The following is a 23,580-nucleotide window of genomic DNA, read 5'->3' on the forward strand; positions in this document are numbered from 1 at the left end:
TTTTAGTTGATTCGTATACAAATGTTCAAATTGAATAAACATAAAATGTAGAGTATACTTACTTTATATTATTAAATAGGAGAGATGATTTTGGGAAATAAAAAAGATATGGATCATGCGTTTTTTGGTCAACCAAAAGGATTAGCTGCGTTAGTTGGAACTGAATTTTGGGAAAGATTTAGTTACTACGGGATGCGAGCAATTCTTCTTTACTACATTGTTGCCACAGTAGCTAAAGGTGGTTTGGGATTATCACAAACCACTGGTTTATCAATTATGGCAATTTATGGTTCATTAGTATATCTTGCATCAGTTGTTGGTGGATATGTTAGTGATCGAATTTTAGGTAGTCGTCGAACAGTTTTATATGGTGGGATTTTGATAATGTTTGGACACATTTCTTTATCAATACCTTCTGCCGGAATTGTAGGATTATTCGCTTCAATTGCCTTCATTACTTTAGGAACAGGTCTTTTAAAACCAAATATTTCTGATATGGTTGGTAAATTATATAAACCAGATGATCTTCGTCGCGAAAGTGCGTTTACGATTTTCGTCTTTGTAACCAACTTTGGAGCTTTTATTTCACCATTAGTTTGTGGATGGTTTTCTTCTTCATATAATTACCATGTTGGTTTTTCACTTGCCGCAATTGGAATGTTTTTTGGTCTTTTATTCTATTACTTTGGTGGTAACAAAACCCTTGGTGAAGATGGTGCAAAACCTTCTGATCCTTTGCTTGATGGAGAAGGTAAGAAAGTTACATTTATCATTATTGCCGGTTTGATTGTTTTTGCTGGTATTTTGGCTGTTATGAAACAAATGAATGTTCTTACTATTGATAATTTTGTTTCATTACTAAGTGTCGTTGCAATTGTCACACCCATTATTTATTTTGTAATCATGTTACGAAGTAAAAAAGTTACTCCAGATGAACATAAGAAGGTACTTGCATACATCCCATTATTCATTGGTGCAGTAATTTTCTGGGGAATTGAAGAATCAGGTTCAAGTGTTTTAGCAATTTTTGCCACAGAACAAACCAATAACCATTTAGGTTGGTTAAACATTGATCCAAGTTGGTATCAATCACTAAACCCATTATTTATTATGCTTTATACTCCATTATTTGTGCTTTTATGGAGCAAGCTTGGTAAAAGACAACCAAGAACACCTAAAAAGTTTGCTTATGGACTATTTTTCTCAGGTCTATCATTCTTACTAATGGTCATTCCAATTTTCCTTTTTGGAACTTCTGCTAAAATTAACCCGCTATGGTTAGTTGGTAGTTGGGCAATCATTGAAATTGGTGAAATGCTTATCTCACCAATCGGTTTGTCAGTTACTACACGATTAGCTCCTAAAGCATTTGGTGCACAAATGTTAAGTATGTGGTTCTTATCAGATGCAGCCGGACAAGCAGTTAACTCACAAATTGCTCGTTTTTATACACCGGGAAATGAAATAGCTTACTATGGAACTATTGGTTTGGTAGCAATAGTAGCTAGTGTAGTTTTATTATTCTTTGTTAAACCAATTATTAAATTAATGGAAAATGTTGAATAAGTAAAATTAATATTAAAGGACTGAATTTATTAAATTCAGTCCTTTTTTTGTACACATTTTTAACTATAATTAGGTTGATAATAGATTGGATAGGGTATGTAAAAAAAATTCAAATTTTTTTGATTTTTTTTGGATATTTTGTTGACAAGATCATCAATATCCATTAATATTATATATGTTGATTGGGTGACCTAATCAATTAATCAATGCGGAGGGGTAGCGAAGTCTGGCTAAACGCGGCGGACTGTAAATCCGCTCCTTCGGGTTCGGTGGTTCGAATCCACTCCCCTCCATTTTATTTTTGGGCTATGGCCAAGCGGTAAGGCACTAGGTTTTGATCCTAGTATGCGCTGGTTCGATCCCAGCTAGCCCAATATTTAATCGACTGACATAATGTCAGTCGATTTTTTTATTAGGAGGAATCATGGATTTACCAGTGTATATTCAAATTCATAATGACATTAAACAAAAAATTGAGAATGAAGTATGGAAAGTTGGCTCTCGGATTCCATCCGAACGACGTTTAGCGGATGAATATCATGTCAGCAGAATGACTTTAAGGCAAGCTGTTCAAACATTAATTGATGAAGGCTTACTTCGGCGTGCAATTGGATCGGGAACTTTTGTGACCAGTCAGAAGGTCCAGGAACATATGTCTGGAATTTCTAGTTTTACAGAAACAATGGAAACTGAGGGAAAGACCCCCAGTAGTAAAACTTTATCCTATAAAATCATTGAACCAACTTTCAAGGAATCTCAAGCTCTAGAATTAAAAGACAATGAACGAGTTTTACGAATGGAGAGATTACGTTTAGGTGATGGAGAACCAATTTGCTTAGAGACGACAACGGTTAGTGCAAAGTTAATTCAAGGGATTAAGCAAGTTGACGTTACTGAATCATTTTATCGTTCGTTAGAAGTTAAAAAAGGGATTATTCCAGCTAGTGCTAAACAATACATTTCTGCAATTTTAGCTAATGATCGGGTTGCAAAAATGTTAGCAATTAAACCAGGAGATCCAATTCTAAAATTAAAACAAATTTCATATTTAAAAAACAAAAAACCACTTGAATTTGTGGAAACGCAGTATGTTGCCCAACGGTTTGAGTTTTATCTTAATAAATAAACGCCTGATTAGGTTAAACTAATTCGGCGTTTTTTCTTTTGGCTCTTTTAATGTTAGAATTAGTTCATATAATTTGGTCACAAAGTTTTGTTTTATTCTGGAGGAATAAAAAATGTCAACCATAGATGTTAATGCAAACCTTACTTTGCATACTGATGATTATGAAATTAATATGATGGCCACGTATTTTGCGAAAAATATGCAAAATCGTCATGCTGTTTTTGAAGTTTATTTCCGTGACATGCCATTTGGAAATGGATATGCAGTGTTTGCTGGATTGGAACACGTCATTGATTACATTAAAAATCTGAACTTTACTGATGCTGATATTGAGTATTTACGTAAAGAAGGCGATTATTCTGATGAATTTTTAGAATATTTACGTAACTTTAAATTTCAAGGAACGATTCGCTCTGCTTATGAGGGGGACTTGGTGTTTAACAACGAACCAATTGTTCAAGTTGAAGGAACGATTGCAGAATGTCAGTTAGTTGAAACGGCCATTTTAAACATTGTTAATTATCAAACCTTGATTGCAACAAAAGCCGCTCGAATTCGAAGTGTGGCTGGCAATGATCCACTTCTTGAATTTGGATCACGTCGTGCTCAAGAAGTTTCCGCTGCTTTATGGGGAACTCGAGCTGCTTATATTGGTGGATTTGATGCTACTTCAAATGTATTGGCTGGTAAAGAATTTGGAATTCCAATTTCAGGAACCCATGCCCACTCATTAGTTGAGGCCTTTGGAAATGATTACGATGCTTTTAAAGCCTATGCCGAAACGCATAAAGATTGTGTTTTCTTAGTTGATACCTTTGATACCTTGAAAAGTGGAGTACCAGAAGCCATTCGTGTAGCCCGTGAAATGGGTGACAAGATTAACTTTAATGGTGTTCGAATTGATTCGGGTGATATGGCATACATCTCTAAAAGAGTTCGTGAGATGCTCGATAAGGCCGGTTATCCCGACACCAAAATCTATGCTTCCAATGACCTTGACGAATACACAATCAGCAGTTTGAAAATGCAACATGCTAAAATTAACGTCTGGGGAGTAGGAACCAAAGTCATTACAGCTTTTGACCAACCGGCTTTAGGAGCTGTTTATAAATTAGTTTCTGTTGAAGATAAAGACGGGAAGATGGTTGATACCATCAAGCTTTCAAATAATGCCGAAAAAGTTTCGACACCTGGAAAGAAACAAGTTTGGCGGATTACCGAAAAGAAAGATGGAAAATCCGAAGGTGATTACGTAACTTTAGCAAATGAAGATCCCCGTGTTGAAAAAGAGCTTTACATGTTCCATCCCCAATATACTTACATCAATAAAACAATTACTAATTTTAATGCTGAACCATTATTGAAGGATATCTTTGTGGATGGTAAATTAACTTATAAATCACCAACTTTAAAGGAAACTAAACAATATGCTGATACGGTTCGTGGCTTACTTTGGCCAGAGTATAAACGGATGCTTAATCCGGAACAATATCCAGTCGACCTTTCACAAGAAGCATGGGATAATAAGATTAAATTAATTAAACAAATCCGCAATGGCGGACAAAAACGTTTACAATAGGATGATTACTTATGAACGAAAAACAAAAACAAATTCAAAAAGAAATTATTGAAACTTTAAAGGTCCAACCAAAAATTGACCCACAAGTTGAAATTAGGCGCAGTGTTGATTTTATCAAAGCATATTTTGCAAAAAATTCTTTTTTAGAAACAGCAGTGTTAGGAATTTCCGGTGGTCAAGATTCAACTTTAACTGGTAAACTTGGAGAAATGGCCATGTCAGAACTTCGCAAAGAAACTGGGAACGACAAATATCAATTTATCGCAGTTCGTTTACCTTATGGAGAACAAGCTGACGAATCAGATGCGATGGCAGCCATTGAATTTATTGGTGCAGACCAAGTTGAACGGGTTAACATTAAAGCTGCAACGGATGCAATGTTGAATGCTGTAGAAGCTAATGGAGATAAAATTTTAGACTTTAACAAAGGAAACATTAAAGCTCGGGAACGAATGATTGCACAATTTGCAATTGCGGGAGCTCATCAAGGAATTGTGTTAGGAACTGATCATGCTGCTGAAGCAGTCACGGGTTTTTACACTAAATTTGGTGACGGAGCTGCTGATATTACGCCCATTTGGCGTTTAGATAAACGACAAGGCCGAGCGATGTTAGAAGCCTTAAACGCACCGAAAAAGCTTTATGAAAAGACCCCAACTGCCGATTTAGAAGATGACCGGCCTGCACTTCCTGATGAAGTAGCACTGGGCGTAAGCTATAAAGAGATTGATGATTTCTTAGAGGGTAAAGATGTTAGTGAGCAAGCTGCTGCTACCATTGAAAATTGGTACAAGAAGACTGAACATAAACGTCATTCACCAATTACGGTTTACGATACATTTTGGAAATAAGCAACTAAAAACTTCGTTACTATGACGGAGTTTTTATATTGGAGGTAACGGAGTGGAAAAAGAAATTATTAAACAAGTTAGTCAGGACCTTTCTGACATAAACCAACATCAAATCGAAACAACTTTATCGTTACTAGATGAAGGTAATACGGTTCCGTTTATTGCCCGTTATCGTAAAGAAAGAACGGGGAGCCTTGATGAAGTACAAATTCGCGACATTCAAGATACCTATCAACGCTTATTAAAACTTAGTAATCGTAAAATTGATGTAATTAACAAAATTGCAGAACAAGGAAAATTAACTGATCAATTACAAAACCAAATTAAAGCAGCTAGTGATATTCAGGTAGTTGAAGATTTATACCTTCCTTATAAACAAAAACGGAAGACGAAAGCAATGCTTGCCGACGAACAGGGATTAACTCCGTTAGCTAATCAAATGATGAAGTTCCCGAGCCAAAGTCCAGAACAGTTAGCTGAAAGTTACGTTAATCCGGCATTTGGATTGAATGACGTTACCGAAGTTTTAAGTGGGGTAGCTGATATTATTACTCAATCAGTTGCTGATGTAGCAATTTTTCGTGAATGGATTCGAAATTACACGGAAAAAAATGGATTAATTGTGACTAAGTTGAAAAGTAAGGCAGATGAACTTGATGAAAATCAAGTTTATGCAAATTACTATGACTTTTCTGAAACCATTAAAACAATTCCTTCTTTTCGGGTGCTAGCGATTAACCGTGGGAAAAAACAAAAGATTTTACAAGTTAAAATTGATGTTAATGAAGATGTTATTTTGAAATACTTAAGCTTTACGGTAATTGGCAAACATACGGGATCAGTAGCTGACTTTGTCGCAGATGCAGTTAAAGAAGCCTATCGAAAATCAATTCGGCCAGCAATTACTCGTGATGTTCAAGCAAAATTGACGGAAACTGCTGAGGAACACGCCATTGAAGTTTTTGGAAAAAATCTTTATCATCTTTTAATGCAAGCACCAATTAAAGGAAAGGTAACTCTAGGTTTTGACCCTGCTTATCGAACTGGATGTAAATTAGCCATTATGGATAAAAATGGTAAATTTTTGCATAAACAAATTATTTTCGCAACTAAGCCAGCTAGTGAAGCAAAAATTGCTCACGCTAAACAACAATTCATCGATTTAATCAATCAATATCATGTTGAAATGGTGGCGATTGGGAATGGAACCGCGTCACGTGAGTCCGAATTATTTGTAGCAGATGCACTCAAGGCAATTGAGTTTCCAGTTCACTATGTGATTGTGAATGAATCAGGAGCTTCCGTTTATTCTGCTAGTTCCAATGCACGAAAAGAATTCCCAGATTTATATGTTGAGGAACGTTCCGCCATTAGTATTGGTCGGCGTTTGCAAGATCCATTAGCCGAATTAATTAAAATTGATCCAAAAGCAGTTGGAGTTGGTCAGTATCAGCATGATGTTTCAGAGACACATTTAGATAAACAACTAGATCGAGTAGTAGAAACAGCGGTTAACCAAGTTGGAGTAAACTTGAATACAGCGAGTGTTGAATTACTGGAACATATTTCTGGATTATCAGCAGCAATTTCACAAAATATTGTTGATTATCGAGAAGAAAATGGTAGTTTTACAAATCGGAAACAACTAAAAAAGGTAAAACGACTTGGACCCAAAGCCTATGAACAATCGGTTGGATTTTTACGGATTATTGGTGGTAATAATCCACTAGATAATACTGATATTCATCCTGAGAGTTATGATCAAGCCCAATCTATTTTACAAGCACTTGATTTATCAGTTGATCAATTAGGGACGGATGTAGCTATTCAAAGTCTAAATAATGTTAATCCAAGTGAATTAGCAAATAAACTAGATTTAGATGAACAACTAACAGTTGATTTGCTAAACGGATTAAAAAATCCAGGACGTGATTTACGTGATCAAATGCCTGCACCATTATTGAAATCAGATGTAATGAAAATTGATGATTTAAAACCTGGAATGAAATTACAAGGAACGGTTCGTAATGTAATTGATTTTGGGGCGTTTGTGGATGTTGGTGTAAAGCAAGATGGCTTAGTTCATATTTCACACATGAGTAATAAATTCATTAAAGATCCAGCAATGATTGTTTCAGTTGGTGATATTGTAGATGTTTGGGTACTGTCAGTTGATATAGATCGGAAACGAATCCAATTATCTATGATAGAACCGGAATGATATAAAAATTAAACACGTATTTATCTTTGGTTATAAAAAAATTGACTAGGAGTAAATATGAATGATCAAGAATTACAAAATTTAGTGGAAAATATATCATTAGAATTTTTTAAACGTCCGTTTTCACACCGTGCATATTTTAATCGTCGGTTAAAAACAACCGGGGGTCGCTATCATCTTAAAGACCACAACATTGATATAAATCCCAAAATGGCTAGTCAACAAGAAGTTTTGGTGGGAATTATTAAACACGAATTAGTCCACTATCATCTTCATATGAATGGTCATTCTGGTAAACATAATACAGTGTCATTTAAACGATTATTACATCAAGTAGGCGGTAGTCGTTACGCACCGCGAGTTGAACGTAATTATAAATACGAATATCAGTGTTCTAAGTGTGGTCTAAAGTACCAAAGGCAACGTCGAATTGATACTAAAAGATATGTATGTAGTAAGTGTCGCGGAAAATTACAATTGATTTACACTAATTGATTTTAAGATTTGTATTGCGTTATTTATGATTTGTTGATATACTAAATACTGTTACATATGCGGCCATGGCGGAATTGGCAGACGCGCAAGATTAAGGATCTTGTCGGGAGTTTTCCCGGTGGAAGTTCGAATCTTCTTGGCCGCATTAATAGCAGTAGAAAAAGCAGTTCTCTTATGAGAACTGTTTTTTATTTTGCAGAATAAAAAAACACCTGCAAAATTGCAGATGAATTTTAATTAATTTGAAACTAATTCGTCGTTATTATTAACGCTAGTATTGTCAGTAAAAATACTATCATCAGAGCTAGCTCCGCTATTTGAATTAATGTGTTTTTGATCTTTTGTAAGGGTGGGAGATTTTTTTAAACCAAGCGATTCACGAAGCTCATTTGAAATTTTTAACAATTCACCATTCGGTGCTACTTGATAACTGACACCATCAACTGTAGCGTTGTCACATTGAAGAGTATCTTCTTGAAGGTTTTTAGTTGCTCCACGATATGCGGAACCAGCCGTCATCATATCTTCAAAAGACAAATTGGTGAGAATGTTTCCATCTAATGATTTTAAAATATCACTATATTTAGTAACTGATGAAATTTTCAAACCATTTTTTAAAATCTGTTCTAATACTTCTCTTTGCCGAATTTGACGTCCATAGTCACCAAGAGGATCTTGATACCGCATTCGAGTATATTGAAGTGCTGTTTGACCAGTCATATGTTCTTTTTTACCTTTTTTAACACTGATTCCTTCGTAATTAAAGGTTAGGTTAGGGGTAATATCAACCCCGCCGACAGCATTAACCATTTTTTTGATACCACCCATATTGACAACTCCGTAAAAGTCAATGGGAACATTCAATAATTTACTAGCTACTTCGGTTGCTGAATTAGGCCCTCCAATTGTATAAGCTGCATTAATTTTTTCATATGGCATTCGATCTCCTGGAATAACAACTTTAGTATCACGGGGGATACTAACTAGTTTTGTCGTATTTGTTTTAGGATTAACCGTTGCAACAATTAGTGAATCAGTTCGACCTTTGTCTTTTCTTCCTAATGCTCCGGTATCTGTCCCCATTAAAAGAATTGAGAATGGTTTTCGTTCTTTTAAAATTTTAGAAACATTTCGAGAACTTCGGGATGCCATGTAAGTATCACCAAAGGTATCACGTGCTTTATTATATTGCTGATAGCCAAAAATTAAGCCAATTATCATAATAATTAATAAAATTACAAGAATGGTCCAATTAATTGGATGATATTCAATTTCATTTGATTGAGTTGAAAAGTTTTTGGGTTGATAATTATTTGATTTTAAATGATTGTTTTTTTTATTATAACTAAATTTTTTGGGATCATTAATAAAATGATTTGTTCCAGAACGTCGTTTAGGGGTAAAATTATTATTTTCATTTTCTGCCATGATAAGTCCTTCTGTTATGTATTAAGCTTTTTCTTATTATAGCTTAATGCTAAACTTCTGTCTTAAAATCTTAAAAAATTTAAGTAAATTTATTTTTTTACAGCAAGACGAATGATTAAATAAAGGGCTTAGATATGCTACAATAGTTAGTAATGGATAAAAGAGTCAGCGAGGTTGATTACATGAGTAAGTTAGTTTTGATGCGACATGGAGAAAGTGTTGCCAATTATAACCACACTTTTACTGGCTGGAGTGATGTTCCCTTAACAGATGAGGGAAGACGAGAAGCTCATGAAGCTGGTCGCAAACTAAATGAATTGCAAATTAAGTTTGATGATGCCCATACATCATATTTAAAGCGTGCGATTATCTCAGAAAACATTGTTTTGAGCGAAATTAATCAGCTTTGGATTCCACAACATAAAACTTGGCGTTTAAATGAGCGTCATTACGGAGCATTGCGTGGTCAAAACAAACAAAAAGTTCGTGCTGAAGTCGGTGATGAGCAGTTTATGATGTGGCGACGCAGTTTTGAAGCAGTTCCTCCAAGATTAGAAGTGGTGCCTGATTTGCGACGTTATCATGATGCTGGAATTGATGAACCACGGGCTGAAAGTTTAAAAATGGCCTATCAACGTTTAGTACCTTATTGGATTGATGAAATTGCTCCTCGTTTGATGAATAACCATAATCAATTGGTTATTGCTCATGGAAGTTCTTTACGAGCTTTAATTAAGTATCTTGAGAACATCGATGATTTAGGAATCGATGGGGTTGAAGTAGGTAATGCAGAACCAATCATTTATACTTTAGATCACGATTTACGGATTTTGAAAAAGGAAATCTTAAATTAGGTTGTATTAAAAAATGGTTAAAAATTGTAAATTATTACCATAATATGTATAAACTGCTAATTTACTTTTGTAGTTTGTTGATTGAATGGAGAAAAATATGCTTAAAAAATTAAAAAAAGTAACATTTTTATTATTACTTTTACTGAGCTTTGTTGGATCATTTGTAACTTTTCAATCCACTAGTAAGGCGGAAAACGTATCGCAAAATGATACATTAAAAGTTGAACCACAAACAAAAAATTTGAAATTTCAAAATAATAATAGTAATTTTTTTGATTTTCGACTTAATAAACAAGATCAAATTAATCAAGATTTGGTCATTAAAGTAACTAATCCAAGTCATGATCAAAAAGTTGATTTCACGACTAGCATAAACCAAGCAACTACGTCTAAAGTTGCTAAAATTAGTTATGATGGCAAAGGTAAATCAGTTAAGAACTTATTCGACTTTAAACAAATCGTAACGGCCAATGATGTTAATGAAAATAAGATTACATTAAAGCCAGGCGAGAGTCGCGAGTTAAATTTTCATATTCAAACTCCTAGTAATGAAATGTTTAAAAATTTTAACGGAACTATTCTAGGTGGAATTTATATTGTTGCCCAACCTAATCATGCTAAAAAGATAGCTTATCCAATTGCAATCAGGATTAACAAAGGAACATCTTCTCCTAATATTGCTATGAAAAAAGTTAAAGTTGACACTACGTATAAGCATAATATGGTTGATGCGATGATTACTAATAATCATCCAGATATGTTATCTCAAATTAGCTATAAAGGCACGGTGGTTAAAAAAGGAACTAATGATGTTGTTGCCAAAGCATCACGAGTTGATGGACAAATTGCACCAAATAGTCAATTTAAGTTTGAGATTCCTTGGTTAACTAAAAGAATTACGCCCGGCGCTTATACTATGAAAGTTAAAATCAAAAGTACCGATCCACAATTAGGTGTAAAAGGTGAAACTTGTTTTTTAGAAAAAGATTTTACAGTTTCAGTTTGGGATGCAATTGTTTTAAATGCAAAAGTTACTCATTCAATTCCTTGGCTATTTATAATTAGTGTAATTATTTTATTCGGTTTGATTATTGGGTTAATTCGGTGGTTATTAAAAATTCGTAATCGACGTGAAGGTTTAGAAAAATAAAAATCAATAAGAAAGCACTCGAATTATGCTGAATTCAAGTGCTTTTTGTTTCACTAAAAAAGGTACTAATAACAAATTTAAGTTATCGGTACCTAGTTTCGTATTTATTTAAGCAAGAGTTCCCATTGGATCCCAAGGAGCTAATTCTTTTGGTTCTTCAGTTTGTTGTTCACGTTCTTCAGGACTTAGGTACTTTTTGTTAATTACGATTTGGTAAACGAATTGGCTAAACCATTCGTCACTCATCACAAAGTAACCTTTTTCTCCAACTCTATCGCCCCAACTGTTTTCAACCTTCCATTTAGTAGGTTGACCATCAACTAAATCAACACCAGTAATTACCATGGCATGATTCATGGCACTTTCACCATAATCAAGGCGTTCAGCTTTAGTTAATGAGTTGTCGGTGTGCATTAAATCATCGATGTGATATAAATCAGTATCCAAAATACCAGCTTTACGATCACTGTCCATTGAAACATCACTACCGAACCAAACTGTTTCTCCAGCTTGAAGTTGTTTGATAGTTAATTCTTTTAGTCTTTCAATTGGAAGGTTAAAGTGTTTAACGTCTCTTCCACCAACTACGTTACCTAACATTTCAACTGTGTAAGTTTTGTTAAATGGTTTATCAGCAGTAGGTGAGTTAATAATTGAAACGTATTCTTCAAGGTCTAAGTTAATGTATTTTTTGAAGAAATCTTTAGGAGTTAAATCTTTGTCAATGTGATAATTTTTATCTGCATCGCGGTATTCAAAGTTGAATTTATCAACTGGAACACCGAAAGCAAAAACTAACATCCGGTAAATTTCATTCATCATATCATCACGTTTAGCGTTAATAATTTCTTCACTTTGACCGTCATTTACTAATTTACGCAAGATAACAGCATCATGACGCAATTGAGTGTTTAAAGCTGCGTTGATTTCTGAAGACATGTTACTGTTGTAAGTCTCAGGCATAGCAGACTTTGGAACAATTCCATATTTTTCAATCAAGGCACAAAGCATATCCCATTGACCACCATCTTGTTGAGGAGTAGTTAATAAGAAATTAACTTTTCGAGAGTCCAAAGGTTGGTCAGCAGTATTGATAATGTTATTTAAGAAATAATTTGATTTTTCAAATTTATCCCAAAAGAATGTAAATGTTTGTGATAATTCAAAATCTTTAGGCACATTGAAGTTGTTTTCAACTTGAGTACGCATAGTATTAAGCGCAGCAAATACCCAACATCTTCCACTTTGTTTTTGATTAGCAACGTGTTGACTAGAAACATCAACTGAAAAAATTGGGTCCATTGCAGCGTTTGCTTCATAATCAGCTGCTGATTTTAAAATACCGTTATGAGTAACGGCCCGACGTACGACATTAGCATCTGCTAACTCGTTAAGGTTGTTAGCATAACGGGTAATGTTCTTTGGTTCAATAGATTTATCCATAATAAAAAGCCTCCCAAATAATTGATTGGCTTTATTATATCTTAATTTTATAATTTAGCGTGCATTAATGATTTGTGGACCGTCTGGATGTTGAACAATAATCGTATTAGCAATGTCCAAAAAGAATCCGTGTTCAACAATTCCAGTAATGGAATCTAGTGTTGACGCTAATTCTTTGGGGTCATCGATATGATCTAAGAACAAATCGATGATATAATTTTTTGAGTCTGTTAAAACTGGTTGTTGGTTTTCGTCTAAGCGAAGTCGTGGATTAAGTCCCATTTTAGCAAGCCGTTTTTCTAATTGTTTGCTTCCATAAGGAATAACTTCAAGTGGAACTGGATAGCTTAAAGTTTTTACCATTTTGGTTTCATCAACAATCCACATGTTTTTCCGAGAATTAACGGCCACAATTTTTTCCATTAGGTGAGAAGCACCGCCACCTTTAATTCCTTGATAATTTTCGTCAATTTGGTCAGCACCGTCGATTGTTAAATCGATGTGATCAACTTCGTCAACGTTTTTCATCATAATGCCTAATCTTTCTGCGTGTTCTCTGGTATATTTAGAGGTGGGTACACCTATGATATTTAAACCAGCTTGCACACGTTTTCCTAGTGCTTCGACGAGGTACCACATTGTGGAACCGCTCCCGATTCCAACAATCATTCCATCTTTGATGAAGTCGACCGCTTCACGACCAACTTCGGCTTTTTGTTTTTTTACGGCTTCACTATCCATGAATTATCCCCTCAATTGAACATTCGTTTTGTTTAATTCTAAAGGCTATTTTCCATTGATTTTATTGTTTTGTCAAGTTATGTAAATAGGCCGTAAACACTGTTAGAATGGTAGTATCCAATTATTTAAAGGTTAGGAGTTTTACAAATGAAAAGAGGATTCAAAATTGTATCAAAAGATCAAGGGTTAGGATTAGAATTACCGAAACGAGCTACCAAAAATGCAGCGGGTTATGATTTTGCTAGTTCAGTAGATATGACTTTGCCATCAATTTGGAAATTAGGCCTTTTAAAGGCGCTCAAAGTAATTTTAATGGGAAAAAACTTATCAGAAACTGATGCTGAAATGGCTCGTAAAGTATTAAAACCCTATCTAATTCCCACAGGGATTAAGGCTTACATGCAAGAAAATGAAGTTTTAATTATTGCTAATCGTTCTAGTAATCCTTTAAAACGCGGGATGATTATTCCCAATGGAATTGGTGTGATTGACGCAGATTATTACGATAATGATAATAATGAAGGCGAAATATTTGTCCAAATGATGAATTTTGGAATTACGGATTGTCACATTAAAAAAGGTGAACGAATCGGACAAGGAATTTTTATGCCATTTTTACTGGCAGATGATGATGAGGGACCAAAAGCAACCAGAACGGGTGGATTTGGTTCATCAGGAAAATAAGGAGGGACTTGAATGGCAAAGGCATCGACACGATTTGTTTGTTCTAATTGTGGTTATGTTTCACCCACTTATTTGGGACGTTGTCCTAACTGTGGTGAGTGGAATACGTTTGAAGAAGAAACGGTTACCAAAAACGATACGAAAACAGCCAATGTAACCAGAGTTTCATTTGAAGGGAAGAAATCAAGACCAACTTTAATTGATGATGTTGACGCTCACGATGCACCCCGTTATAAAATCGAATCGAACGAATTAAATCGTGTATTGGGTGGTGGAGTAGTTCCAGGGTCTTTAGTTTTAATTGGTGGTGACCCAGGAATTGGAAAGTCAACGTTGTTATTACAAGTTTCTGGACAATTAAGTCATTATGGTAAACGAGTTTTGTACGTTACTGGAGAAGAAAGTGCGGATCAAGTTAAGATGCGTTCGGATCGACTTGGTGTTAAGCATCTTGATAATTTATATGTTTTCCCAGAAACTGATATGACGGCTATTCGGGAAGCAATTGCAAATGTCAAACCAGATGTTGTCATTATTGATTCAGTGCAAACGATGCAAGAAGGCGACGTGGCATCAGCAGTTGGTTCTGTTTCACAAGTCCGTGGCGTGACGGCTGATTTAATGAACATTGCGAAGACTAACAATATTACCATTTTTGTCGTGGGACATGTGACTAAAGGTGGAGCGATTGCTGGACCAAAGACTTTAGAGCATATGGTTGATACCGTTTTGTATTTTGAAGGTGACAAGCATCATGCTTATCGTTTGTTGCGAGCCGTTAAAAATCGATTTGGTTCAACTAATGAATTAGGAATTTTTGAAATGGTTGATACAGGACTAAAAGAAGTTGCTAATCCATCTGAAATCTTTTTAGAAGAACGGTTGCATAACGCTACCGGTTCCGCGATTGTAGTTGCGATGGAAGGGACTCGTCCCATTTTAGTTGAAATCCAAGCTTTAATCACGCCCTCAGTCTTTGGGAATGCCCAACGAACTGCGACAGGAGTTGACCGAAATCGGGTTTCTTTGATTATGGCCGTTTTGGAAAAACGAGCAGGCTTGATGTTACAAAACCAGGATGCATATTTAAAAGCTGCTGGAGGCGTTAAGCTAGTTGAACCTGCAATTGATTTAGCAATGGCAATCAGTATTGCTTCTAGTTATGAAGACATTAGTACTGATCCAAAAGAATGTTATATTGGTGAATTAGGTTTGACTGGTGAAATTCGTCGGGTTGATCGAATTGAGCAACGAATTCGTGAAGCTACTAAATTAGGTTTTTCCCGTGTGATTGTGCCCAAACATAATTTAGATGGATTAAAAATGGATTTTGATATTGATGTGGTTGGAGTTACTACCATCCGCGAAGCTTTGAAAGTTGCTTTAAAGAAATAGTGGTCACAGCTTTATTTTTAAGCCAAATAATTGTAAAATTAAATTAGACTAGATAAAGAAAAGAGAGATTTAATTGGCAAATAATAAAATTCGTGTTCGTTATGCACCAAGTCCAACTGGACATTTGCATATTGGGAACGCAAGAACTGCAATTTTTAACTATCTTTTTGCCCGTCATTACAAGGGTAAATTCATCATTCGAATTGAAGATACAGATACAAAACGTAATGTCGCTGATGGTGAAAAGAGTCAATTGGACAACCTTAAATGGTTAGGACTTGACTGGGATGAAGGTCCTGATGTTGGGGGAGATTTTGGTCCTTATCGTCAATCAGAACGTCGCGCTACCTATGATCCTTTGATTCAAAAACTTTTAGACGAAGATAAAGCTTACTATTCATACAAAACTGAAGAAGAACTTGAAGCCGAACGTGAAGAACAAAAGGCTCGTGGGGTAATGCCTCACTATGAATACGAATTTGCCGGCATGACTGAAGACGAACGCAAAGCTGCGATTGCAGATGCTGAAGCTAAAGGTTTAAAACCAGTTATTCGTTTCCGAGTTCCTAAGGATCATACTTACGAATGGGACGACCTCGTTAAAGGTCATGTTTCCTTTAATTCAGATAGTATTGGTGGAGATTTCGTCATTGTTAAACGTGACGGAATGCCTACTTATAACTTTGCCGTAGTTGCGGATGACCATAACATGCAAATTAGTCATGTTTTCCGTGGTGATGATCACGTTGCCAATACCCCTAAGCAATTAATGATTTATGAAGCTTTTGGTTGGCAAGCACCTAAGTTTGGTCACATGAGCTTAATTATTAGTGCCGATACCGGTAAGAAATTAAGTAAACGTGATGAAACAGTGCTTCAATTTATCGAACAATATCATGAATTAGGTTACTTACCAGACGCTTTGTTTAACTTCATTGTGTTATTGGGTTGGTCACCAGTGGGTGAAGATGAAATCTTTAACCAACGTCAATTCATTAAAATGTATGATGAATCACGTTTGAGTAAATCACCAGCTACTTTTGATAGTAAGAAGCTAGAATGGATTAATAACCAATACGTTAAGAATTCTGACGAAGACACCATTGTTGATTTGGCATTACGTCAATTAATTAAAGGTGGCAAGTTACCAGAAAATCCAGATGCTTTAACCATTGAATGGGCTCGTAAATTGATTGATGTTTACCGTCCACAAATGAGTTACATGGCTCAAATTAATGAAATGGCTAATGTTTTCTTTGAAGATCCTGAGTTGATTAAAGGGGATGCACTCGAAGAAATTGAAAACGAAACAGCTCCTGTTGTTTTAAAAGCCTTTGCCGAAAAAATCAAAGAACTACCAATTTTTGATAAAGTTGAAATTTTGAAAACCATTAAGTCAATTCAAAAAGAAACTAAGATTAAGGGTCGTCAATTATGGATGCCAATTCGAATTGCTGTAACTCATGAAATGGAAGGCCCTGAACTACCTGAATCAATTGAATTGATTGGTCGCGAAAAGACTTTGAAGCATTTACAACAAACACTTGATCAAATTAGCAAATAATTAAAATATTTTTAAAATGATTGGTCTAGTTGCATACTAGGCCTTTTGTTTTGGGAAAAATTAGTGTCGATATGATATCATTAAGTGAAAAACGTAGGAGGTAGTTATGGGATTAAAAGTTTATAATTCATTAAATAATGAAATGGAAGTTTTCGAACCACTTCAGGCAGGTAAAGTGAATATGTATGTCTGTGGTCCTACCGTTTATAACTACATCCATATTGGTAACGCACGTAGTATCGTAGCTTTTGATACCATTAGAAGATACTTGGAATATCTTGGTTATGATGTAAATTATGTTTCTAATTTTACTGATGTTGACGACAAGATGATTAAAGCAGCCAAAGAAGACGGAATTACGGTTCCGGAGGTTGCTGATAAATTTATTAAAGCTTATTTTGAAGATACTAAAGCTTTAAACGTTGAACCAGCTACATTAAATCCTCGGGCAACGGAAAACATTCCAGACATTATTAAATTTGTGCAAGCCTTGATTGACCAAGGCTATGCCTACAGTGTTGATGGAGATGTTTACTATCGGGCACGTAAATTTAAAACTTATGGTGAACTTGGACACGAAAATCTTGATACTTTAGAAAGTGGAGCTAGCCAACATGTTTCAGCCGATGAACTAGCTAAAAAAGAAGATCCAATTGATTTTGCTTTGTGGAAAAAAGCTAAGCCAGATGAAATTTCATGGGATTCCCCTTGGGGAAAAGGTCGTCCAGGTTGGCACATAGAATGTTCCGTAATGTCAACAAAATACTTAGGGGATACTTTTGATATTCATGGTGGTGGAATTGATCTTGAATTTCCTCATCACGAAAACGAACGCGCTCAAAGTGAAGCTAAGACTGGCAAACGGTTTGTTAATTACTGGTTGCATAACGGTTTTGTGACAGTTGGTGATGACGACGAAAAAATGAGTAAATCGTTAGGTAATTTTGTGACTGTTCATGATTTAATTAAGAAAATTGACCCACAAGTCTTACGGTTTATGATGTCAACTACTCAATATCGTCGGCCTATTCGCTTTAGTCAAGCTGGCTTAGACGAGGCCACAGCAAACTTAAAGAAATTACAAACTGCTTATACTAATTTGGAATATCGCTTAAAAGATGCAGAAGAAGACGGTGATCCAAAAGTTGACCAAGAAATTCGCCAACTTCAAGCTGATTTTCAAGATGCCATGGATGATGATTTTAATGTCCAAAATGGAATTGCAAAAGTTTATGAGATTGCTAAATTAGGGAACGTTTATGCAGAACGGCCATTTGTTTTCAAAGAAACGATTGAGTTAATTATGCAACGCTTGAAACAATTGTCATCAATCTTTGGAATTGAACTTAGTGCGACAGCTTTTAATGATGCGGATGTTGAAAAATTAATTGCAGAACGTAATCAAGCTCGAGCTGATCACAATTTTCAAAGAAGTGATGAGATTCGGGATGAATTGAAAGAACAAGGAATTGTCCTTGAGGATACACCACAAGGAACTCGGTTTAGAAGGGAAAATAAGCGTTAATGAGTGAATCTGATAAAAATATAGAATTTAAACAATTAAATGGAGTAGCTTTAGCTTACCTTGGTGATGCAGTTTATGAAGTGTACATTAGACGTCATTTAATCGATGAAGGAGTTACCCGGCCTAATCATTTACAGCGTAAGGCAACTAAATATGTATCTGCAAAAGCGCAGGCGGGATTAATTTCTTTGATGGAAGAAGATAATTTATTAAGTGAAGAAGAACAATACTTCTTTAAAAGGGGACGTAACGCTAAGAGTTATACCCATGCCAAAAATACCAGCGTTGTAACTTACCGTGTTTCTACCGGATTTGAAGCCTTATTTGGTTTTTTATCTTTGAGTGGACAAGAAGAAAGATTAACTGAACTTGCACAATGGTGCATAAATCAAGTTGAATCTGGGAGAGTAGTTTATGAAAAATAATGAAGATTTTATCATTGGCCGTCATCCGGCCGTTGCGGCTTTAAGAAATCAAGAACAAGACATTAACAAAGTTTTTCTCCAAAATGGGATTAGCAAGGATGATGAAACTGTTCAAACCATTCTTAAATTAGCTAAAGGACGTCATTTGGTGATTTCCAATGTTCCTAAGTCAAAATTAGACTTAATGTCTGACCACCAAAATCATCAAGGAGTAATGCTAGCCATTGCAGCTTTTAAATATGCCACGATTGATGATTTATTTGAGAATGCCGCAAAAAAGAACGAAGCTCCATTTTTTGTAATTCTTGATAATATTGCTGACCCACATAACTTGGGATCAATTTTAAGAACAGCGGATGCAGCAGGAGTTCATGGTGTAATTATTCCTAAGCATCGTTCAGTTGGCTTAACTTCAACAGTTGCTAAAACATCAGCTGGAGCAATTGAACGAGTACCCGTTGCCAAAGTTACTAATTTGGTAAATACTGTTAACGATTTGAAAGATCGTGGGGTCTGGGTTTTTGGAACCGATATGCAAGGAACTGATTATCGTCGTTGGAATGCCGAAGGGGCATCTGCTTTAATTATTGGCAGTGAAGGAAAGGGAATTTCCCCATTATTAAAGAAACAAGTGGATGAAATGTTAACTATCCCCATGATTGGAAATATTCAAAGCTTGAATGCATCAGTAGCTGCTGGTTTATTGATGTATCAAGGCTTTAATTCTCGACACCCATTATAATCATGGCAAAATTAGCTAAAACTGAATTACTAATTGTTGATGCTTATAATGTGATTGGAAATTGGGAACATTTAAATCGCTTAAAGCTAGATAATAAGTTGCCAGAAGCACGTGATGAGTTAATCAGTGAATTAGTGGAATATCAAAAATATAGTGGTAAAGAAATTATCGTCGTTTTTGACGCTATGTATGTTCCTGGATTAGCAAAATCAAAGCAAGTTAACAACATTAAAGTGGTCTGGACGAATAAAAATGAAACTGCTGATACCTATATTGAAGCATTGGCAGCACGCGAGCAGTCATTGTTCATGCAAGTTGAAGTCGCAACAAGTGATCATGCAGAGCAATGGACGATTTTTTCGGCAGGCGCTTTACGAGTACCAGCACAAGAATTGTTAGTTTCGGTGCGAAGAACCAAGAAAGAAATTCGTAACGAAGCAAAAAATTATAATAGTAATTTAACTGGTAATCGGGTAACTTTTAATGAAGGTCAGCTAGATAAGTTGACGCAATTAAGGGATAAATTATCAAAGGATGAGTAAATACTCGTCCTTTTTTATTTGAAAAAATTTACAATTTTATTAGAAAATAAATAAGCTAAAATTGGTATGATAGCTGTCTTCTATTTGGAACAATTGTTCGCTTGTGAGAGGCTGTTATTCTTTGTAATTTATTAATCAAGCACTTACAAGGAGATTTCCATATATGAATTCAAGCAATGTTTGCAACTGTGATCCACAATTAATTATTGACGCCAAAACTGATGGTGATCGGTTTTATCAACTATTTCAACAATTTTCACCAGTTTATTTAAAGTTGTGGCATGAATTTTATGTCTCAGATATGGATTTGGCTGATTGGAGTCAAGAATCAGCGATGGTCTTAATTAAGATTGTCAATAAGTACGATATTAGTAAGAAAGTGACTTTTGGTTCATTTTACAAAGCTAGCTTGAAAAATCGCTTATTTGATTTGATTAGAAAACGGAAGGCACAAAAACGAGTTCCAACTAATGCACAAACATCTTTAAATCGATTTGCGGAATATTATGCTGATACGATTTCAGATACGACAGCTTTTAATCCTTATGAAATTTATGAATTCTATGAGCAAATTGAACAAGTTAGTTGGACCTGTTCTAAATTTGAAAAATGTGTCTTAACTGATTCTTTACGTCACTTTAGCCCAGAGCAAATTGCACAACGTGAACAAGTTACAGTTTTAAAAGTAAAAAATGCTTTAATGCGTTGTCGTAGAAAATATGATGATCATACCCGTTTGACGCAACTGAAATTAGATGATAAAGTTAAGGTTAATTAAGGAGGTGTAATTATGTCACAGAAAAAGGTTGCATTAGCATGTACAATTTGTGGTTCACGTAATTACACCATTACTGCAAAGCCTAACCGTGAAACGCGATTAGAATTAAAAAAATACTGTAAACATTGTGGTAAAAATACAATTCATCGAGAAACGCATTAAGGAGATTTGATTAATGGTAAGACTTTGGAAATTTTTTAAGAGTGTTGTAGCTGAAATGAAGTTAGTGGTTTGGCCTAACGCTAAACAAACTAGAACCGATACTGTTACAGTTATTGGGACTACGATTTTCTTCACTGCCTTCCTTGGAATTATTGATTGGGCAGTCCAAACATTACTTATTAAGCTTTAGAACTTGTTAAACTAGATAACTATTTAATTTTCTGTTATAGTTGAATTACGAACTTCGTTTGCGCGAGGTTTTTTATTTTGGTCGATTTAGTAAAGGAGATTATTGCAGTGGTAGAATCAGCTGAAAAACAATGGTATGTGCTTCATACTTATTCTGGATACGAAAATAAAGTTAAAGAAAACCTTGAATCAAGAAGAGATTCAATGGGGATGCAAGACTACATCTTTGATGTTGTTGTTCCAGAAACTGAAAAGCATGAAGTTAAGAATGGTAAAGAAAAAGTGGTAATGGATAAGACTTTTCCAGGTTACGTGCTTGTTCAAATGGTAATGACTGATCGTGCTTGGTATGTTGTTCGTAATACACCAGGTGTAACTGGTTTTATCGGATCACATGGACAAGGTTCAAAGCCAAATCCGTTACTTCCAGAAGAGGTTGAACATGTGATGGCTCAACTTGGAATGAAGCAAAACATTCAACCTTTGGATAGTAAAGTTGGTGATACTGTTACAATTATTGAAGGAGCATTCAATGGTCTTTCAGGTAAAATAACTAGTATCGATAATGAAAAAGGTAAGTTAAAAGTTAATATTGATATGTTTGGTAGAGAAACTAGTACCGAACTAGATTTCAAGCAAGTAAAGCCATTGGAAAATAATTAATCATAGTAATTGTTGTAATCTGAGATTGCTTATGCTATAATTTTCCAGTGTACTTTGTGCATAATCAACGTGGGAGAAGAAATTTCATCTTCATTTACCACACACGGACTTAAGGAGGTTTGTCTCGTGGCTAAAAAAGTAGTAGATATTGTAAAGTTACAAATTGCAGCGGGTAAAGCAACACCTGCTCCTCCAGTTGGACCTGCATTGGGTCAAGCTGGTGTGAACATTATGGAATTTACAAAGGATTTTAATGCACGTACTGCTGATCAAGCAGGAATGCTTATTCCGGTTGTAATTACCGTATTTGAAGATCACTCATTTAGTTTCATTACTAAGACTCCACCTGCCGCTATTCTTTTAAAGAAAGCTGCTGGTGTTGAATCTGGTTCTGGTGAACCTAACACTAAGAAGGTTGCTAGCGTAACCAAAGCTCAAGTGAAGGAAATCGCTGAAACTAAAATGCAAGATCTAAACGCAGCTGATGTTGAAGCAGCTATGCGTATGATTGAAGGTACTGCACGTAGTATGGGATTCACTGTCGAAGGTTAATTCTAAACCCGTAGTAGTCGCTGTATTATCAAAAGGTAATACTTGAAGTGGGAGGAACTTGATTCCGTTGGACCACATTGCAAGGAGGAAATCACATGGCTCGTAAAAGAGGTAAGAAGTATAGAGATGCTGCTGAACAAATCGATAAGAGTATTGCATACCCAGTCGATGAAGCAGTTGCACTTGTTCAAAAATTAGATGTTGCCAACTTTGATGATTCAATCGAAGTTGTTATTAAATTAAACGTTGATACAAAACAAGCTGATCAACAATTACGTGGTGCCGTAGTTTTACCTAATGGTACTGGTAAAGATCAAAAAGTTATTGTATTTGCCAAGGGTGATAAAGCTAAAGAAGCTGAAACAGCCGGTGCAGACGTTGTTGGTGAAGAAGACTTAGCACAAAAGATCATGGACGGTTGGATGGACTTTGATGTTGCCGTTTCAACTCCTGATATGATGGCTCAAGTTGGTCGTTTAGGACGTGTGCTTGGACCTAAAGGTTTAATGCCTAACCCTAAGACTGGTACTGTAACTATGGATGTTACAAAGGCCGTTTCTGAAGCCAAAGCTGGTAAGGTTACTTACCGTACTGATCGTGATGGTAACATTGCTGTTGCAATTGGTAAAAAATCATTTGATACAGATAAGTTAGTTGAAAACTTTAAGACTGTTGAAAGCATTTTGGTTAAAAACCGTCCTGCTTCTGTTCACGGTACTTACATTCAAAACATTTCTGTTTCATCAACTTTTGGTCCTGGTGTTAAAGTTTCACCTGAATCATTTTAAAGTACTGACCTAAAAATTAAATCCCTGTATTGACTAATTAATTTTCCTATGGTAAATTATTAGTATAATATGATTCGCCTAAGACTCAGGTGGCTTTTAAAGCCTTAATTAATGCCT

The 23,580-nt window shown here is 35.4% G+C and carries 24 protein-coding genes, 3 tRNA genes and 1 other annotated feature (1 of these 28 running past the window's edge); of the genes, 24 read left to right on the forward strand and 3 right to left on the reverse strand.

Features of this window, described 5'->3' with window-relative positions:
- Positions 1 to 84 precede the first annotated feature (84 nt).
- The 9 genes from PY770_RS02260 to PY770_RS02300 all read left to right on the forward strand — a co-directional run bounded on the left by PY770_RS02260 (position 85) and on the right by PY770_RS02300 (position 7,983).
- On the forward strand, positions 85 to 1,566 hold the full coding sequence (locus PY770_RS02260) for a peptide MFS transporter (protein ID WP_103429170.1): 1,482 nt from the start codon (positions 85 to 87) through the stop codon (positions 1,564 to 1,566).
- A gap of 210 nt (positions 1,567 to 1,776) precedes the next feature.
- Positions 1,777 to 1,859, forward strand: a tRNA-Tyr gene (locus PY770_RS02265).
- Positions 1,860 to 1,868: 9 nt separating this feature from the next.
- A tRNA-Gln gene (locus PY770_RS02270) sits at positions 1,869 to 1,940 on the forward strand.
- Positions 1,941 to 1,990: 50 nt separating this feature from the next.
- Entirely contained in the window at positions 1,991 to 2,692 is a 702-nt protein-coding gene (locus PY770_RS02275) for a GntR family transcriptional regulator (RefSeq protein ID WP_139554933.1), read from the forward strand.
- Between the two features lie 112 nt (positions 2,693 to 2,804).
- Positions 2,805 to 4,271 carry a nicotinate phosphoribosyltransferase gene (locus PY770_RS02280; RefSeq protein ID WP_014081745.1) on the forward strand — a complete coding sequence of 489 codons (1,467 nt, stop codon included), beginning with the start codon at positions 2,805 to 2,807 and terminating at the stop codon, positions 4,269 to 4,271.
- An 11-nt stretch (positions 4,272 to 4,282) separates the two neighbouring features.
- Positions 4,283 to 5,122 carry an ammonia-dependent NAD(+) synthetase gene (gene nadE, locus PY770_RS02285; protein WP_163600931.1) on the forward strand — a complete coding sequence of 280 codons (840 nt, stop codon included), beginning with the start codon at positions 4,283 to 4,285 and terminating at the stop codon, positions 5,120 to 5,122.
- Positions 5,123 to 5,174: 52 nt separating this feature from the next.
- Positions 5,175 to 7,343, forward strand: a complete 2,169-nt coding sequence (locus tag PY770_RS02290) for a Tex family protein (RefSeq protein WP_275046050.1) — start codon at positions 5,175 to 5,177, stop codon at positions 7,341 to 7,343.
- Between the two features lie 57 nt (positions 7,344 to 7,400).
- On the forward strand, positions 7,401 to 7,838 hold the full coding sequence (locus PY770_RS02295; protein ID WP_163600932.1) for a SprT family protein: 438 nt from the start codon (positions 7,401 to 7,403) through the stop codon (positions 7,836 to 7,838).
- A gap of 59 nt (positions 7,839 to 7,897) precedes the next feature.
- Positions 7,898 to 7,983: transfer RNA gene (locus PY770_RS02300), tRNA-Leu, on the forward strand.
- A gap of 92 nt (positions 7,984 to 8,075) precedes the next feature.
- On the opposite strand, the gene PY770_RS02305 is transcribed toward PY770_RS02300, so the two are convergent.
- A complete protein-coding gene (locus PY770_RS02305; RefSeq protein WP_275046051.1) occupies positions 8,076 to 9,266 on the reverse strand; it encodes an LCP family glycopolymer transferase in 1,191 nt (396 codons plus the stop codon).
- A 182-nt stretch (positions 9,267 to 9,448) separates the two neighbouring features.
- Here PY770_RS02305 and PY770_RS02310 point away from each other — a divergent pair, with 182 nt between their 5' ends.
- Positions 9,449 to 10,120 (forward strand): 2,3-bisphosphoglycerate-dependent phosphoglycerate mutase, encoded by a 672-nt coding sequence (locus tag PY770_RS02310; RefSeq protein WP_056958139.1) that lies wholly within the window; start codon positions 9,449 to 9,451, stop codon positions 10,118 to 10,120.
- Between the two features lie 97 nt (positions 10,121 to 10,217).
- The gene (locus PY770_RS02315) at positions 10,218 to 11,270 is read left to right on the forward strand and encodes a WxL protein host-binding domain-containing protein (protein WP_163600933.1); all 1,053 of its coding nucleotides are present in this window, start codon (positions 10,218 to 10,220) and stop codon (positions 11,268 to 11,270) included.
- A gap of 108 nt (positions 11,271 to 11,378) precedes the next feature.
- Here PY770_RS02315 and PY770_RS02320 read toward each other — a convergent pair whose 3' ends face one another.
- Positions 11,379 to 12,713 carry a C1 family peptidase gene (locus tag PY770_RS02320; protein ID WP_163600934.1) on the reverse strand — a complete coding sequence of 445 codons (1,335 nt, stop codon included), beginning with the start codon at positions 12,711 to 12,713 and terminating at the stop codon, positions 11,379 to 11,381.
- A gap of 54 nt (positions 12,714 to 12,767) precedes the next feature.
- The gene (rpiA, locus tag PY770_RS02325) at positions 12,768 to 13,454 is read right to left on the reverse strand and encodes a ribose-5-phosphate isomerase RpiA (protein ID WP_139554935.1); all 687 of its coding nucleotides are present in this window, start codon (positions 13,452 to 13,454) and stop codon (positions 12,768 to 12,770) included.
- A gap of 147 nt (positions 13,455 to 13,601) precedes the next feature.
- Between rpiA and PY770_RS02330 the strand changes: the two genes are divergently transcribed.
- From PY770_RS02330 to rplA, 13 genes are all read left to right on the forward strand, one after another.
- A complete protein-coding gene (locus PY770_RS02330) occupies positions 13,602 to 14,138 on the forward strand; it encodes a dCTP deaminase/dUTPase family protein (protein ID WP_103429176.1) in 537 nt (178 codons plus the stop codon).
- Positions 14,139 to 14,150: 12 nt separating this feature from the next.
- Positions 14,151 to 15,533 (forward strand): DNA repair protein RadA, encoded by a 1,383-nt coding sequence (gene radA / locus PY770_RS02335; RefSeq protein WP_014081755.1) that lies wholly within the window; start codon positions 14,151 to 14,153, stop codon positions 15,531 to 15,533.
- 73 nt (positions 15,534 to 15,606) lie between these two features.
- Entirely contained in the window at positions 15,607 to 17,097 is a 1,491-nt protein-coding gene (gltX, locus tag PY770_RS02340; RefSeq protein WP_056958128.1) for a glutamate--tRNA ligase, read from the forward strand.
- A 106-nt stretch (positions 17,098 to 17,203) separates the two neighbouring features.
- Positions 17,204 to 18,622, forward strand: coding sequence for a cysteine--tRNA ligase (gene cysS, locus PY770_RS02345; protein ID WP_163600935.1), 1,419 nt, complete (start codon positions 17,204 to 17,206; stop codon positions 18,620 to 18,622).
- Complete coding sequence (locus PY770_RS02350) at positions 18,622 to 19,047, forward strand: Mini-ribonuclease 3 (RefSeq protein WP_056958124.1); 426 nt, start codon at positions 18,622 to 18,624, stop codon at positions 19,045 to 19,047. Before cysS ends, PY770_RS02350 begins: the two co-directional genes overlap by 1 nt.
- Complete coding sequence (gene rlmB, locus PY770_RS02355; protein WP_163600936.1) at positions 19,037 to 19,789, forward strand: 23S rRNA (guanosine(2251)-2'-O)-methyltransferase RlmB; 753 nt, start codon at positions 19,037 to 19,039, stop codon at positions 19,787 to 19,789. Before PY770_RS02350 ends, rlmB begins: the two co-directional genes overlap by 11 nt.
- A 2-nt stretch (positions 19,790 to 19,791) precedes the next feature.
- Positions 19,792 to 20,331: a YacP-like NYN domain-containing protein gene (locus tag PY770_RS02360; RefSeq protein WP_041817633.1), complete on the forward strand. Its 540-nt coding sequence runs from the start codon at positions 19,792 to 19,794 to the stop codon at positions 20,329 to 20,331.
- Between the two features lie 163 nt (positions 20,332 to 20,494).
- On the forward strand, positions 20,495 to 21,109 hold the full coding sequence (locus PY770_RS02365) for a hypothetical protein (RefSeq protein ID WP_014081761.1): 615 nt from the start codon (positions 20,495 to 20,497) through the stop codon (positions 21,107 to 21,109).
- Positions 21,110 to 21,121: 12 nt separating this feature from the next.
- Complete coding sequence (rpmG, locus tag PY770_RS02370; protein WP_014081762.1) at positions 21,122 to 21,271, forward strand: 50S ribosomal protein L33; 150 nt, start codon at positions 21,122 to 21,124, stop codon at positions 21,269 to 21,271.
- A 13-nt stretch (positions 21,272 to 21,284) separates the two neighbouring features.
- Positions 21,285 to 21,461: a preprotein translocase subunit SecE gene (secE, locus tag PY770_RS02375; RefSeq protein WP_163600937.1), complete on the forward strand. Its 177-nt coding sequence runs from the start codon at positions 21,285 to 21,287 to the stop codon at positions 21,459 to 21,461.
- A 107-nt stretch (positions 21,462 to 21,568) separates the two neighbouring features.
- Entirely contained in the window at positions 21,569 to 22,123 is a 555-nt protein-coding gene (nusG, locus tag PY770_RS02380; protein WP_056958119.1) for a transcription termination/antitermination protein NusG, read from the forward strand.
- Between the two features lie 126 nt (positions 22,124 to 22,249).
- Positions 22,250 to 22,675 (forward strand): 50S ribosomal protein L11, encoded by a 426-nt coding sequence (gene rplK, locus PY770_RS02385; protein ID WP_041817634.1) that lies wholly within the window; start codon positions 22,250 to 22,252, stop codon positions 22,673 to 22,675.
- A 95-nt stretch (positions 22,676 to 22,770) separates the two neighbouring features.
- A complete protein-coding gene (gene rplA / locus PY770_RS02390) occupies positions 22,771 to 23,463 on the forward strand; it encodes a 50S ribosomal protein L1 (RefSeq protein WP_163600938.1) in 693 nt (230 codons plus the stop codon).
- A 59-nt stretch (positions 23,464 to 23,522) separates the two neighbouring features.
- Positions 23,523 to 23,580, forward strand: a sequence feature (ribosomal protein L10 leader region); it runs 62 nt beyond the window's last position.

The sequence above is a fragment of the Fructilactobacillus sanfranciscensis genome, from assembly GCF_029023685.1.
Taxonomy (GTDB): Bacteria; Bacillota; Bacilli; order Lactobacillales; family Lactobacillaceae; genus Fructilactobacillus; species Fructilactobacillus sanfranciscensis.

What these genes read in the sequence shown, in the direction of transcription:
- PY770_RS02260 (WP_103429170.1), top strand. Translation starts at nt 85, where the DNA reads ATGATTTTGGGAAATAAAAAAGATATGGATCATGCGTTTTTTGGTCAA.
- PY770_RS02275 (WP_139554933.1), top strand. Translation starts at nt 1,991, where the DNA reads ATGGATTTACCAGTGTATATTCAAATTCATAATGACATTAAACAAAAA.
- PY770_RS02280 (WP_014081745.1), top strand. Translation starts at nt 2,805, where the DNA reads ATGTCAACCATAGATGTTAATGCAAACCTTACTTTGCATACTGATGAT.
- nadE (WP_163600931.1), top strand. Translation starts at nt 4,283, where the DNA reads ATGAACGAAAAACAAAAACAAATTCAAAAAGAAATTATTGAAACTTTA.
- PY770_RS02295 (WP_163600932.1), top strand. Translation starts at nt 7,401, where the DNA reads ATGAATGATCAAGAATTACAAAATTTAGTGGAAAATATATCATTAGAA.
- PY770_RS02305 (WP_275046051.1), bottom strand. Translation starts at nt 9,266, where the DNA reads ATGGCAGAAAATGAAAATAATAATTTTACCCCTAAACGACGTTCTGGA.
- PY770_RS02310 (WP_056958139.1), top strand. Translation starts at nt 9,449, where the DNA reads ATGAGTAAGTTAGTTTTGATGCGACATGGAGAAAGTGTTGCCAATTAT.
- PY770_RS02315 (WP_163600933.1), top strand. Translation starts at nt 10,218, where the DNA reads ATGCTTAAAAAATTAAAAAAAGTAACATTTTTATTATTACTTTTACTG.
- PY770_RS02320 (WP_163600934.1), bottom strand. Translation starts at nt 12,713, where the DNA reads ATGGATAAATCTATTGAACCAAAGAACATTACCCGTTATGCTAACAAC.
- rpiA (WP_139554935.1), bottom strand. Translation starts at nt 13,454, where the DNA reads ATGGATAGTGAAGCCGTAAAAAAACAAAAAGCCGAAGTTGGTCGTGAA.
- PY770_RS02330 (WP_103429176.1), top strand. Translation starts at nt 13,602, where the DNA reads ATGAAAAGAGGATTCAAAATTGTATCAAAAGATCAAGGGTTAGGATTA.
- radA (WP_014081755.1), top strand. Translation starts at nt 14,151, where the DNA reads ATGGCAAAGGCATCGACACGATTTGTTTGTTCTAATTGTGGTTATGTT.
- cysS (WP_163600935.1), top strand. Translation starts at nt 17,204, where the DNA reads ATGGGATTAAAAGTTTATAATTCATTAAATAATGAAATGGAAGTTTTC.
- PY770_RS02350 (WP_056958124.1), top strand. Translation starts at nt 18,622, where the DNA reads ATGAGTGAATCTGATAAAAATATAGAATTTAAACAATTAAATGGAGTA.
- rlmB (WP_163600936.1), top strand. Translation starts at nt 19,037, where the DNA reads ATGAAAAATAATGAAGATTTTATCATTGGCCGTCATCCGGCCGTTGCG.
- PY770_RS02360 (WP_041817633.1), top strand. Translation starts at nt 19,792, where the DNA reads ATGGCAAAATTAGCTAAAACTGAATTACTAATTGTTGATGCTTATAAT.
- PY770_RS02365 (WP_014081761.1), top strand. Translation starts at nt 20,495, where the DNA reads ATGAATTCAAGCAATGTTTGCAACTGTGATCCACAATTAATTATTGAC.
- rpmG (WP_014081762.1), top strand. Translation starts at nt 21,122, where the DNA reads ATGTCACAGAAAAAGGTTGCATTAGCATGTACAATTTGTGGTTCACGT.
- secE (WP_163600937.1), top strand. Translation starts at nt 21,285, where the DNA reads ATGGTAAGACTTTGGAAATTTTTTAAGAGTGTTGTAGCTGAAATGAAG.
- rplA (WP_163600938.1), top strand. Translation starts at nt 22,771, where the DNA reads ATGGCTCGTAAAAGAGGTAAGAAGTATAGAGATGCTGCTGAACAAATC.